The 12,878-nt window shown below is 42.6% G+C and carries 14 protein-coding genes; 13 read left to right on the forward strand and 1 reads right to left on the reverse strand.

The window, feature by feature from the left end:
• On the forward strand, positions 1–2,008 hold a 2,008-nt coding region (locus tag E0485_RS10280; protein ID WP_207910959.1), incomplete at its 5' end, for an Ig-like domain-containing protein.
• A gap of 86 nt (positions 2,009–2,094) precedes the next feature.
• A complete protein-coding gene (locus E0485_RS10285) occupies positions 2,095–3,318 on the forward strand; it encodes a HupE/UreJ family protein (RefSeq protein WP_132417954.1) in 1,224 nt (407 codons plus the stop codon).
• Positions 3,319–3,380: 62 nt separating this feature from the next.
• Here E0485_RS10285 and E0485_RS10290 read toward each other — a convergent pair whose 3' ends face one another.
• Positions 3,381–3,836, reverse strand: coding sequence for a DUF441 domain-containing protein (locus E0485_RS10290; protein ID WP_132417955.1), 456 nt, complete (start codon positions 3,834–3,836; stop codon positions 3,381–3,383).
• A 131-nt stretch (positions 3,837–3,967) separates the two neighbouring features.
• Between E0485_RS10290 and E0485_RS10295 the strand changes: the two genes are divergently transcribed.
• The 11 genes from E0485_RS10295 to E0485_RS10345 all read left to right on the forward strand — a co-directional run bounded on the left by E0485_RS10295 (position 3,968) and on the right by E0485_RS10345 (position 12,749).
• Positions 3,968–4,300, forward strand: a complete 333-nt coding sequence (locus E0485_RS10295) for a DUF1806 family protein (protein ID WP_132417956.1) — start codon at positions 3,968–3,970, stop codon at positions 4,298–4,300.
• A gap of 3 nt (positions 4,301–4,303) precedes the next feature.
• Positions 4,304–5,023 carry a PIG-L family deacetylase gene (locus tag E0485_RS10300; RefSeq protein ID WP_132417957.1) on the forward strand — a complete coding sequence of 240 codons (720 nt, stop codon included), beginning with the start codon at positions 4,304–4,306 and terminating at the stop codon, positions 5,021–5,023.
• A 176-nt stretch (positions 5,024–5,199) separates the two neighbouring features.
• The gene (locus tag E0485_RS10305; RefSeq protein WP_407944843.1) at positions 5,200–5,583 is read left to right on the forward strand and encodes a cytochrome-c oxidase; all 384 of its coding nucleotides are present in this window, start codon (positions 5,200–5,202) and stop codon (positions 5,581–5,583) included.
• Between the two features lie 100 nt (positions 5,584–5,683).
• Positions 5,684–6,640 (forward strand): BadF/BadG/BcrA/BcrD ATPase family protein, encoded by a 957-nt coding sequence (locus E0485_RS10310; protein WP_165921144.1) that lies wholly within the window; start codon positions 5,684–5,686, stop codon positions 6,638–6,640.
• A 15-nt stretch (positions 6,641–6,655) separates the two neighbouring features.
• Positions 6,656–7,393, forward strand: coding sequence for a sugar isomerase domain-containing protein (locus tag E0485_RS10315; RefSeq protein ID WP_132417960.1), 738 nt, complete (start codon positions 6,656–6,658; stop codon positions 7,391–7,393).
• Positions 7,394–7,409: 16 nt separating this feature from the next.
• Positions 7,410–8,138 carry a sugar isomerase domain-containing protein gene (locus E0485_RS10320; protein ID WP_132417961.1) on the forward strand — a complete coding sequence of 243 codons (729 nt, stop codon included), beginning with the start codon at positions 7,410–7,412 and terminating at the stop codon, positions 8,136–8,138.
• Positions 8,139–8,395: 257 nt separating this feature from the next.
• On the forward strand, positions 8,396–8,995 hold the full coding sequence (locus tag E0485_RS10325; protein ID WP_132417962.1) for an ECF transporter S component: 600 nt from the start codon (positions 8,396–8,398) through the stop codon (positions 8,993–8,995).
• A gap of 71 nt (positions 8,996–9,066) precedes the next feature.
• Positions 9,067–10,545: an ABC transporter ATP-binding protein gene (locus tag E0485_RS10330; protein ID WP_235857526.1), complete on the forward strand. Its 1,479-nt coding sequence runs from the start codon at positions 9,067–9,069 to the stop codon at positions 10,543–10,545.
• Positions 10,499–11,266: an energy-coupling factor transporter transmembrane component T family protein gene (locus tag E0485_RS10335; RefSeq protein ID WP_132417964.1), complete on the forward strand. Its 768-nt coding sequence runs from the start codon at positions 10,499–10,501 to the stop codon at positions 11,264–11,266. Before E0485_RS10330 ends, E0485_RS10335 begins: the two co-directional genes overlap by 47 nt.
• Positions 11,267–11,369: 103 nt before the next feature.
• Entirely contained in the window at positions 11,370–11,801 is a 432-nt protein-coding gene (locus tag E0485_RS10340) for an NfeD family protein (RefSeq protein WP_132417965.1), read from the forward strand.
• Between the two features lie 3 nt (positions 11,802–11,804).
• Positions 11,805–12,749: an SPFH domain-containing protein gene (locus E0485_RS10345; protein WP_132417966.1), complete on the forward strand. Its 945-nt coding sequence runs from the start codon at positions 11,805–11,807 to the stop codon at positions 12,747–12,749.
• Positions 12,750–12,878: the final 129 nt, after the last annotated feature.

The following is a 12,878-nucleotide window of genomic DNA, read 5'->3' on the forward strand; positions in this document are numbered from 1 at the left end:
AACTTCTCCAATCTCAGTAATAGGCGTAGAGCTGGATGAAACCGATTTAACATTAACTGGCATCGGGTCAACCAAGCAATTGCATGCAACTGTATTGCCAGTGGATGCAACCAACAAGGCTGTCACATGGATTTCGAGCAATGAAATGGTAGCGACAGTAGATCAGGATGGCTTTGTTACAGCGATAAGTAAAGGTGCAGTTGTAATCACGGTAATGACAGACGACGGAGGATTTACAGCGACAAGTACAGTAACGGTAGAGGCAGGAACAACTTCTCCAATCGCAGTAACAGATGTAGCAATTGATCAACCAACAGTGACGATACCAGGTAAAGGATTATCCGTGCAGTTGAATGCCATAATTGAGCCAGCGGATGCAACCAACAAGGCAGTAACTTGGAGTACAAGCGATCAAGGAATTGCAAAAGTGAACGAAGATGGTAAGGTAACGGCAGTAAGTAAAGGTACAGCTATTATCACGGTAACGACAGACGATGGAGGACTTATAGCGACAAGTACAGTAACGGTAGAAGAAGGATCAACTACGCCAATCGATGTAACGGGCGTAGAGTTAGATCGATCGGAAGTAACATTAACTAACGTAGGATCAAGTGTGCAATTGCACGCAACTGTACTACCAGCGGACGCAACCAACAAGGCAGTCACTTGGAATTCGAGCAATGCTGGGGTAGCGACAGTTAATCAGAATGGCGTTGTTAAGGCAGTTTCATCTGGTAGAGCGATCATTACAGTAACGACTCTTGACGGAGGATTTGAGGCAACAAGCTTGGTAACGGTTAATGTGAATCGTCCTGATCCAGAACCAGAATCACCAGTTGACATTAGTCCTAGCGGTCCGATGAACAGTGGAGGCTCGAGCGCGCCTGCTAATCCAGGAGTTTACGTTGTAAAAAGCAAAGAATTGGTAGATAGTCTCAAGAAAGATAATCCGTCCTTAACGATTCATGGTGTGATTACTGAAATTCAATTTTCGGCTGGAACATTGAATTTATTCTCGGGAAGGAATCTTGAGATCATATTAGACCAAATTACCTTTGTCGTTTCTTCTGACTTGATGAATAAGCTTGCAAGCCAATTGTCACAAGCGGATCTGAAATCTGGCACAGTAAGCATTAAAGTGAATCAATTATCCCAGATGCAATTAGCTAACTTGCTTAACGAGTTGAAGCATTCGGATGGAGAATCGTATAAAGCTACATCTCAGGCTTTCGATATCCAATTGATTCTTAACAAGAATGGCAAGCAACCGGATCAAGTGACGCAGCTTCCTTCGCCAATGACCGTTAAACTGAAGATGGATCCATTAATGAATCCGAGGCTTATGGGCTTCTATTACATCAACAGTTCAGGTAAGCCTGATTATATCGGCGGCACTATCATAAATGGCGAATTCATAGTAGAACTCCATCATTTAAGCAGGTATGCTTTGATGGAATACCATAAAGTGTATGCGGATGTTAGCGAATCACATTGGGCGAACCTTGCTATTCAGGAATTAGCAGCGAAACATATCGTTAGTGGTACTTCAGAACAGTTGTATGAACCGAATCGTGAAGTATCTAGAGCGGAGTTTGCAGCTATGTTAGTCAGAATGCTTAATCTCCAATCAACAGGTAAGTCTACGTTTGTGGATGTTTCAACAGATAAATGGTATTCAGAAGCTGTCCTTGCTGCTGCTGAGGCGGGAATTGTCTCAGGGACAGGAGATAACAGATTTAATCCAGAAGCCAATATTTCAAGAGAAGAAATGATTGTTATGTTAATGAGAGCTTATGGAATAAATCACAGGGATACATTGCCAAGTCATTCATTGGCTACATTTGCTGATGATACGCAAACCGCACCGTGGGCGCTGCAAGCTGTTCATGCGGCAGCTCAATTAGGTTTAATCAAAGGATATGCAGATCATACATTCTCCCCTCAAGCAAATACAACAAGAGCGGAAGCAGCGATGGTTATTGTTAATCTGCTAAACCATATGAAGTAAAATGTGAGTATGGAGAGGTCAGGTAATGACTGGACGTAGCGAATAGCTATTTCCAGTCTTTACTCTTAATCAAGGAGGGCCAAAAATTGAATTATGTACCTGGTCAAAGCCATATCAAGCCGACAAGCTTAGCCAAGCTTTGTCGCGATATGGTTGTTGTTCTAATAAGTTTCATTCTCGTTATGTTACCTTTATCCCGTGTTGCAGAAGCACATGCCTATAGCGTTGCCTATTCGACTTTAGTGCTTAGCCCAGACCGAACAGAATATCAAATTTCGTTTGATGAGCTAACGATAAGAGAAGAGCTAGAGCTAACGGGTGTAAATGTGAAGATAGATCAGGAACAGCTGCAAAAAGGGGATTCACGCTTAAAGGACTGGATCAATCAGAATTTAACTGTGGAAATTGATAATCAGCAAGCGAAGTATGAGATTCTAAGCACAAGCTTGGAGAATGTGAAAGACAAGCCTTTCGTTGTATTCGATCTTAAGCTTCCTAAATTAGAAGAGGGTCAGACCTTTTCGATTAAAGATAACTTTTTTAGCCGGGGAGATAATGGTGCCAATTATGCAAACTTCGTAACCATCGACTATGGGAACCAGAAGACGGCTAATGTGCTTCAGGGTCAAGATCGGGTTTTGACGATGATTTACAACATTAACACGCAAGAGCAGGGGACCGATTCACAAAGCGGAGTTACTGAAGGTGCTGGAACAGCTGAGCAAGCAGGGGCATCTGCTGAGCCTAGCGGAGGAGTGGAAGTGTCGACTAATTGGTGGTCCTTTATCAAATTGGGCATGAACCATATTTTATCTGGATTTGACCATCTATTATTCATTTTCGCTTTACTTTTGGGTAAACAGACGTTTAAACAGTACGCAGGTATTATTACTTCATTCACAATCGCGCATAGCATTACATTGACTTTGGCTGTGCTTGGCTGGGTTGATTTACCTGGATATATTGTGGAGCCCGCAATTGCCTTCAGTATTTGCTATGTCGCTGCGGAGAATATGCTCCGACAGCAGATTAAATACAGATGGTTGATTACATTCGCATTTGGACTTATTCATGGTATGGGCTTTGCAGATATTCTTAAGGAAATGAGCATACCAACCAAGCAGTTAGCCATATCTTTGATCAGCTTTAACGTCGGAATCGAAATTGTGCAGTTAACCATCGTTGCGATCGTTCTGCCGATCTTGATTTATTTTCGTAAATTTGCATCGTATAAGCATGCGGTCGTATTTACTTCTTCAATTATCATTTTGGTTGGAGGATTCTGGTTTATCCAGCGAGTGTTCTTTTAAAAAGATTGGCTGCCCCGAGAGTAGATGATTCTACGGGGCAGCCTTTTTTGGCGGTATAAGATTTATTTGCCTACACCAATTAACATCGATAATATTCCTGCAGCAATTAATGGGCCGACTGGTACGCCACGGAATACTGCTACACCAATTAAGGTTCCGATTAGAAGCCCTGAAATAATGGAGGGGTCGTTACCCATCAGCGTTACTCCTCGGCCGCCTAAATAGGAAACGAGTACGCCAATCCCGATGGCTAATAGTGATTTCCAGTGGATGAACGATTGAAGAACAGATTGCAATGAGATGCGTCCGCTTGCGATCGGTGTCATGACGCCAATTGTCAAAATAATAATTCCAACTGTAACGCCGTATTTCTCTAACCATGGAAAAGTTTGATGCAGGTTCGTAACTCGAAGAAACAGTAAGATAATCATGGCAATGGAGACTGTCATATTATTGCTTATGACACCCAAACCAGCAAAAAGTAATAAAATTAATGCACTTGCGTCTACGTTAGCCATTCTAGAAGCTCCTTGTGTATATAAGATCGGTATAGTTGCCTTATAATTAAGTATGCACAAATATCCATTTGTTGAAAATGAATTTTGTTCTAATTATGATATAATTCGATTATCGCATATTCGAAGAGGGGATGAAACCATTGCAGAAGATTGATAAGAAGGCTGTTGGGCTTGCTTTAGAAACTTATCAAGGACAGAAGGCTTATATACACGCGGAAGTCATTCCTGGTGGATTTCTAAGAAATATATCGGTTCAAATTATACAAACTTATATTGCAGGCGACGGTCCATATCGTATAGCGCTGCGTACAGAGAATGAGGGTTGGATTCGAATGGAGAATTTAACCGACTATGAGATCGATGAACAAGGAAGGCTTCTGATTGCAGGCCATGACGATCAGGGACGGATCATGACAGCATTCGAGCTTAGTTTAAAGCCGTTTCTGTTCGGTGAGGAGGTATAAAGGATGGGAAGTCGCCGAATATTGCTCGTATTAGCTCATCCAGATGATGAGTCATTTATTTGTGGTGGAACATTAGCGAAGTATGCTGCTGAAGGGGTTCAAATAACACTCGTCTGTGCAACGAAGGGTGAAATGGGTAGAAGAGTTGGGATTCCGCCCAGTGTAACAAGAGAAACGATGTATAAGGTGAGGGAACGGGAGCTTGAAGAAGCATGTAAAGCGCTAGGCATTACGGACCTTCGATATATGGGCTTAATCGATAAGATGGTTGAATTTGCCGATGAGAAGTATATGATTGAGCAGATTGCTGAAGTGATGAGAGAGCTTCAGCCAGATGTTGTATTAACCTTCCATGAACGCTACGGGGGGCATCCTGATCATTGCGCGATAGGGAAGTTCTGTACTGCGGCGTATAAGCAGGTGAACAAACTTCCGCATATTTCAGGTAAGCAATCATCGCTGTATTTCATCTCCATTGGTGAGCGTTTAAAGCTGAATCCTGAGAAATTTGGATACATGCCAGAACAAATTACCGAAATTGATATTAGCGGATATTTGGATCAGAAGCTGAAGGCGTTTCGAGCTCATCGCTCGCAATCAGAGATTGAGCGCTGGGTATGGATGCCTGATCAGCAAGCGATTCAGAAGTTTATTAAGCGTGAATACTTTATGCAAGCCGATGGACATGCAGGACGTAAGAAGAATGATTTGTTTTCGAATTAACGATGTTTAAAATAAGGATGGCTGCTGTTTATGCAGTCATCCTTATTTGCTGTGGTACTGAATTTATTGGCTTCACTTCCTAAAGAAACTAACATGCATGATACTAATTGTGCATATAGAAAGTAATGAAGGAACTAAAAAATTCATGATGAATTAATTAAGTGGGAGGCATGCGGATGAAAGGTATCGTCTGGCTGCGAATTGCTGTTGTCTATTTAGTGATTGGTGTCTGCTTTGGAATGTACATTGGTATGGCGGAATTATTCGACTTGGCAAGCGTACACGCTCACATTAATCTTCTAGGTTGGGCATCACTTGGGCTAGCTGGCCTTATGTATTGCTTATTTCCTGCAGCAGGTACGAGTAAATTAGGTGTTACTCATTTTTGGCTTCATAATATCGGATTGCCTGTAATGGTTATTGGCCTCTATCTAAAAATTGAAGATATCACTACATTTCCATTAATCCCGATTGGCGGTTCGCTTGCTATTCTAGGCATCATTGCATTTGCCTTTAATGTATTTATGAATATGAAGGAAAGTCAAGGCGCAAGAGGCTAATCTGGAGGCATTTGTAGGCCTAAGAATGATTGCGTTTACAACCAATCATTCTTTTTTTTATCAAATTTCACATTATTGTTATAAGGCAGGTGAAAGATGTGTGGAGTATTGCCTTAGTCTAGATGGAGGAGGAACGAAGCTTGCAGGAGTTCTTTTTGACAAGCAGTATAATCTGATCGCTAGTGGTAGGGGGCAATCGATTAATTATGTGAAGCAAGAAGAAATTCTGGAGACGATTCACAAATGTCTGGATGAATGCTTGTTTAGTCAGGATGTGCAAGTGCTTAATCGCGTATATATCACGATGCCAGCTTCTGCGGATCTTGTATTAAAGGTGCTGCAAGAGAGAGTCGAGGTTGCCGAAATTGTTCATCTAAACGAAGGGCTCATGAGTCTTCTCGCTGGTCTGCAATGTATGCAAGGTGTTGTTGTGCTTGCAGGTACCGGTTCAGGGGTTTTTCAGATAGATCATGAAGATTGGCGGCATATTGGCGGCTGGGGGAACCTGCTCGGAGATGAAGGAAGCGCTTGCTTTATCGGAAGAGAAGGGATCAATGCAGTCCTGAGAGAATATGAACATAGAGGCGAAAGAACGGTAATTCGAGATTTGGTGGAGCAGGAATGGAGCTGCAGCAATAAGCAGGAGCTTCTGGATTGTGTGTATCAAACGGATAAACCACGCAATAAAATTGCCTCTGTATCCATCCTTGTTGCTCGGGCAGCATTAAGCGGGGATGAGCACGCGATCCGTATTTTTGAACAAGCAGGTGCCTTATTAGCATTGCAGACTAAGGTAATTTTGGAACAAATGCCAGCCACTAGATCTACTCCTATTATGATTGCTGGGAGCGTTTGGAAGGGTTGCGAGGGTATGCTGAGTTCCTTTCGGAATGAATTAAACGCACAATATCCAACTATAGAAGTTCAAGTTCCTTTGTTCGAACCTGTTGTAGGCGGGGTAGTTGCTCAATACTTGCAGGGGAATGCACAGATAACACCTGAATTTATATCGCATCTTTCGCAGCAATATAGTAAGTATTTATACATATCATCCTAGAGAGAAGGTAGCTTCATGTTAGCTAAACAATATTTTGCAGAAATTCATCGCATTCTTACTGAGGTTGAAGAAACACAGCTAGGACCTATTCAGCAGACCGCTGAGAAAATCGTGGAGACGACGCTTCAGAAGCGGAATGTGTATATTTTTGGTAGTAGTCATGCAGGTATTCTAGCACAGGAAATGTTCTATCGGACAGGTGGCCTCGTCATCATTAATCCGATTCTTGCTCCTGCATTGACGCTTGATGTACGTCCCGTCACACTTACTTCAAGCGCGGAACGACTGGAAGGATACGGACAATTAATCGTAGATAGCGTGAACGTCGAAGCGGGTGATCTTCTCATTGTGCATTCCGTTTCAGGACGTAACGGGGTTCCGATTGATGTAGCCCTTCGTGCTAAACAGTTAGGTGCCCACGTGGTTGCCATTACGAATTTAGCCTACTCGAATCAGGTCTCATCGAGACATTCTTCTGGCAAGCGCTTATGTGAAGTAAGTGATATTGTGATTGACAATTGTGGTTGTTATGGAGATGCTGCGATTGAAGTTCCTCCATTTACCGAGAAGGTTAGCCCGACTTCAACCGTGATCGGCGCAGCGATCCTGAATGCCATTGTGGCAAACGTTGTTGAGATTTTTGTTAAACGGGACATGGATCCACCAGTATTCGTAAGCGCGAATATGGATGGCGGGGATGACTACAATCAAACGATGCTGAGTAAATATAAAAGTCAAATCAAATATATGTAGATGGGAGCCTAATCCAATGCTAATGGATCGTTATTTTGAACGGATTCAGCAGCTTCAGGAGACGATTAGAACAACTCAGAGAGAAGCGATTGTAGAAGCGAGTACAGCTATTGCCAAGGCAGTAGCACGTGGAAATGCAGTGCATTTATTCGATACGGGTCATATTGTGGATCACGAATTAATTACAAGAGGCGGCGGACTGATGCTGTATAAACCGCTGCGTTACACGTTCACAGTAGATAATCCTGTACGCAAGCGCGATTCAGGAGATAAGAATAAGTCGATGGAAGGGCACGGCGACTATATTCTGCGGGCATCGAACGTACTGCCTGGAGATGTACTGATTATAGGTTCAGTCTCTGGTAAATCAGCGGATGTCATCGACCTGGCCCTGGCTTCCAAGGCATATGGCGTGACCGTTATTGCACTTACTTCAATTGATTATTCTACGCAAGTGAAGTCCACCCATTCTTCAGGTTTAAGATTATTTGAAATTGGGGACATCGTGATCGACAACTGTGCGCCACTTGGAGATGCCATGATGGATGTAGAAGGACTGGAACCTCGAATTATTCCTGCGTCTGGTCTTTCGGCAGCATATATCATGTGGGCGGTTACGGCAGAGGTCATCGAGCAATTAATGGCGAAGGGGATTAAACCATCTATTTTCAAAAGCTATAATAATACGGACGGCTGGGAATACAACGCTAGGCAGAATATCATCTATGAGGAAAAAGGGTATTAAACTCCCATTTCCCAATAATTCAGATAAACCCTCTTGCCAAAATGAACCTATTTGATGTAAGGTATAGTCAATTACATAAGAACCGCCGGGAGCTTGAGTGAGTCTTGCTGAGAAAGTAGCCGTAAATCCGCTACTGACCGTTAATCTGAACTGGATAATGCCAGCGTAGAGAACCGTGTTGAAATATGCCCTTTTCAACCGTCTGTGCATCCAGACGGTTTTTTTATGTAAATTTTAGCTGATAAAGGGAGAGTAATATGTTAAACGATCAAGAAAAAGTGAGCAAAGCATTAAAGTTTTCAGACATTCTGATCACTGTCATGGTGGCGATTGTATTCGGTCTTATTTACAAATTCTGGGGTAGTGTGTATGGTGTAGTATCCCCATTGTTTTTAAAAGCAGATCAACTTACTTATGGTATGTGGTTTATTGCAGGTCCAATCGCTTTCTTATTAATTCGCAAACCGGGAGTTGCACTGCTTGCTGAGCTGGCTGCATCCAGCGTATCTGCGCTAATCGGGTCGGAATGGGGCATTCAAACGTTTGTTTATGGCATCGTACAAGGGCTTGGCTGCGAAATTATTTTTGCTTTATTCTTATATCGGAATTATAGCTTGATCGTTGCTGGAGTTGCAGGCTTAATGTCAGGGGTTGGCTCATTTGTAGTCGATCTCGCTTATGGATATGCGAATTATGAGTTATGGATGCTCGTTTACAAATATGGCTTGCGCATGATTAGTTCATTTGTAATTGCGGGAGTATTCGCCTACTTACTGGTGCGTGCGCTTGAAAAGACAGGGGTCACGAAGCTAATAAGACCTGTATCGAAGTCAGAGTATGCTTCTTTGAATGATTGATTGCAATGAATACGAATGCAGTAGTCGAAGTAAGGAATTTACGTCTTAAGTTCCCCGGAGAAGCTTCCTTGATGTTCAAGGATCTCTCCATTACCGTACCTGAAGGGCAAAAGGTTCTACTTCTAGGACCTAGCGGTTGCGGTAAATCAACTTTGTTGCAGGTGTTAAGCGGAATCATTCCTAATTCCATTGAAGTACCGTTAAAATATGATGAAATTCAGCGTTCTGCGTCTTGGGGCTTCGTGTTCCAAGATCCAGATACGCAGTTCTGTATGCCGTATGTTGATGAAGAGTTAGCCTTTGTGCTGGAGAACTTATCTGTTCCTCGGGAACAAATGAAGGAGCGAATTCATCAAGCTTTAGCCAGTGTTGGCCTCCTTTTGGAAGACCCACACACCCCAATTCAGACATTGTCTCAAGGGATGAAGCAGCGACTGGCGCTTGCTTCGATTCTACTGCTTGAACCAGACGTCATTTATCTGGATGAACCTACAGCGTTGCTTGATCCTGAAGGCACAGTGGAGATCTGGAATACGGTTAAATCCATAGCTTCTTCCAAAACAATCATTATCGTAGAACACAAAATTGACCAGATTGTTGACCTAGTGGATCGCATCGTTCTATTTAATCACGCTGGTGAAATAATTGCGGATGGCGTACCACATGAGATTTTTCAAAAGAATAAGCAGGAGCTTGTCCAATTCGGCATCTGGTATCCTGAAGTCTGGGAAGATTATTTAAGCTCTGATAAATATCAGGCTTTGCAGCAGCAGTATCATGCTGAGCTTGCGCTTGCAAATGAGTTAGAGCATACTCGTGAGCCTGTCATTAGGCTTCAAGAATTTAGCGGTTTCCACGGTGATGTGAGAAAAATACATGTTCCTGAAGCTGTTCTATATGCAGGAGAATGGCTTGCGATCGTTGGCTCTAATGGTGCGGGTAAGAGTACATTCCTTCAATCTTTGATGCAATTGCTTCGAACGGAAGGACTTTATCAAATTGAAGGTGAACAGATCGTTCAGACGACCAAACGTATTCGGAAGCAGATCGTTCCCAGTCAGCTTGCTTTCGTGTTCCAGAATCCTGAAATGCAGTTTATAACGAATTCGGTAAATGAGGAAGTATCTTTTTCCAGCTCAAATGTTCCTCTTTCTGGTAATGATTCAAATGGAGATATTCAAGCACTACTGAATAAATTCGATCTTGCAGGATTGGGAGAGCGGCATCCGTATCAGTTGTCAATGGGGCAGAAGAGACGACTTAGCATTGCTTCTTCGATTTTTGGTGGACAGAAGATAGTGCTATTAGATGAGCCAACCTTTGGTCAGGATGCCCGAAATACATTTGCTATATTGGAAATGATTGAAGGATTGCGTCTGGAAGGCGCAGCTATCGTAATGGTTACACATGATCTGCACATTGTTCAGCATTATGCTACAAGGGTTTGGACAATTTCAGAGGGGCAGCTCATCGATTCTAGGTTATCAGGCAGGGGGGGTACGAATGGGGTTCTTTACACCGCAGAGAATAACATGGCTCTACCATGTTAATCCCGCCTTTAAATTTATCGTTTTTGTCCTGTTGTTATGCGTGGCATTAATCAATCGTAATTTTGAGTTTGCGCTTAATCAGATGATCGTCTATTTACTCGTATTAATTTTATTTTGTGGGTATTCGTGGAAAAAGACAGCGCTATTGCTTCTTCCATTCTTATTTGTCTTCATGTCAACGGCAACATCTATGATTCTCTTCGGGAAGGGAGAACATATGTGGTGGACATGGGGGCTTATTCGCATTTCGGAGGAAAGCTTCTTTCGAGGTATGGTGCTGGGGCTTAAGACATGCAGCTGCGGCATGATGGGGATGGTGTTCGCTCTAACTTCTAAGCCGATTCTATTCTTCTATGCGCTTATGCAGCAATTCCGTATGCCGCCTAAATTTGCTTACAGCTTCATTGCATCTATCCGAATGCTTCCTATGATAATGGATGAATTCCACATCCGATCGAACGTTTTGAAAATAAGAGGCAAGCGATATGCTAGAGGAGTTAAAGGATGGTATCAGCGTCTTAGTCAATATGCAATTCCTCTGCTTGCCCAAAGCATTCGCAGAGCGCAGCGTGTTGCCGTTGCGATGGAAGCCAAGCGCTTCCAAATGAGCTCAAGCAGATCCAGAACTTATTACTATACAACTTCCTATTCGCGTTTTGATGCTGCATTTATCGCCGTCATGCTTTTTCTAGTAACATTTGCCTTTGTGTTAAGCGATTAATCCAATCATAATCGACCTTTGGAAAAAAATGATATTAATGCGAATCCAAAGTAGTGTATGATACGTATAGGATCATATAATAACTGCATAAGGTGGTGATCGTATGAGTATGTGGATCATTTGGCTTGTTGCCGGTATTCTATTAATTATTGCCGAGATGCTGACGTTATCCTTCTACATGCTGTGGATAGGAATTGGCGCTCTGGTCGCAGCTGCAATCGCTTTCTTCCTTCCTGATGTGTATTTATGGCAGGTCATAATCGGTGGAATTGTGGTTATTGTTCTGACGGTATTCACTAGACCGCTAACTCGCAAAGTTCGACACTCCAAAGGCTTTAAGGATGCCATAGATGAACTTGTAGGCAAGCAAGGTGAAGTTATACGTGATATAGAGACAGGTTCACTCGGTATTGTAAAAATCGGTAATGAAACTTGGAGTGCATCGGCAGATGATGTCATTGCTGAAGGTAAACATGTTATCGTTATTGAACGGTCAAGCGCTGTAGTTAAAGTGAAACGTATGGAGGAGATGTAGACGATGGAATTGTGGATTATTGCTATTATCATTGTGTTATTTGTCGTCGTAGTTGCAGCATTAACGGTCAAAATTGTACCACAGCAGCGAGTTGGTGTAGTTGAGCGACTAGGTAAGTTCAATCGACTGCTGCATCCAGGGCTTAATATCGTTATTCCAATTATTGATCAAGTACGTAAATACCATGATTTACGTATCCAGCAAGCTAATGTACCGCCACAAACGGTTATTACCAAAGATAATGTGCAGGTACAGATCGATACGATTATTTTCTATCAAGTAGTCGGCCCTGAGCAAGCTACATATGGAATTTCAGACTATGTGTACGGTGTTCGCAACATCTCAACCGCAACGATGCGTCAAATTATCGGTAAGCTGGAGCTGGACGAAACATTATCAGGTCGTGAGAAAATCTCTGCTGAGATTCGTATCGCGCTTGACGAGGCTACAGAAAAATGGGGCGTAAGAATTGAACGTGTTGAAGTCATAGACATTAAGCCTCCGATCGATATCCAGGATTCAATGGATAAACAGATGAAGGCTGAGCGTAGTAAGCGTGCGATCGTACTTGAAGCTGAAGCAGCGAAGCAAGATATGATTCTTCGTGCGGAAGGGGATAAGCAAAGTAAGATCCTAAAGGCTGAAGGGGATAAGGAAGCACGTATTAGAGAAGCAGAAGGCTTGAAACAAGCGCAAGAGCTGGAAGCGCAAGGTCAGGCGAAGGCGATTCAAGCAATTGCTGAAGCAGAACGTGCAAGAATTGAACAGCTACGAGCTGCTGGTCTGGATGAGCAAGTTCTAGCCTATAAATCGTTCGAGGCATTGATGGAAGTTGCCAAAGGTCCAGCTAATAAGGTGTTCTTACCGTCTAATGCAATTGAAACATTGGGCAGCATCGGTGCAATTGGCGAAATGTTCAAGGTGAAGGACGATAAATCATCCAAATAAAATGATATGACAAGGGTGCGCGAAATGATTTCGACACCCTTTTTTTATATTTACTTGACTGTCATATTTTACCTTGGTTAGAATTGTAAGTGAAAAGCTTTGGCTTTTCGTTTGCAATTATTATATAAA

This window comes from Paenibacillus albiflavus, assembly GCF_004344915.1.
GTDB lineage: Bacteria > Bacillota > Bacilli > Paenibacillales > NBRC-103111 > Paenibacillus_AM > Paenibacillus_AM albiflavus.

Coding starts and splice junctions, on each gene's coding strand:
- E0485_RS10290 (WP_132417955.1), bottom strand. CDS start 3,836: ATGGCTAACGTAGACGCAAGTGCATTAATTTTATTACTTTTTGCTGGT.
- E0485_RS10295 (WP_132417956.1), top strand. CDS start 3,968: ATGAAACCATTGCAGAAGATTGATAAGAAGGCTGTTGGGCTTGCTTTA.
- E0485_RS10300 (WP_132417957.1), top strand. CDS start 4,304: ATGGGAAGTCGCCGAATATTGCTCGTATTAGCTCATCCAGATGATGAG.
- E0485_RS10305 (WP_407944843.1), top strand. CDS start 5,200: ATGAAAGGTATCGTCTGGCTGCGAATTGCTGTTGTCTATTTAGTGATT.
- E0485_RS10315 (WP_132417960.1), top strand. CDS start 6,656: ATGTTAGCTAAACAATATTTTGCAGAAATTCATCGCATTCTTACTGAG.
- E0485_RS10320 (WP_132417961.1), top strand. CDS start 7,410: ATGCTAATGGATCGTTATTTTGAACGGATTCAGCAGCTTCAGGAGACG.
- E0485_RS10325 (WP_132417962.1), top strand. CDS start 8,396: ATGTTAAACGATCAAGAAAAAGTGAGCAAAGCATTAAAGTTTTCAGAC.
- E0485_RS10330 (WP_235857526.1), top strand. CDS start 9,067: ATGTTCAAGGATCTCTCCATTACCGTACCTGAAGGGCAAAAGGTTCTA.
- E0485_RS10335 (WP_132417964.1), top strand. CDS start 10,499: ATGGGGTTCTTTACACCGCAGAGAATAACATGGCTCTACCATGTTAAT.
- E0485_RS10340 (WP_132417965.1), top strand. CDS start 11,370: ATGAGTATGTGGATCATTTGGCTTGTTGCCGGTATTCTATTAATTATT.
- E0485_RS10345 (WP_132417966.1), top strand. CDS start 11,805: ATGGAATTGTGGATTATTGCTATTATCATTGTGTTATTTGTCGTCGTA.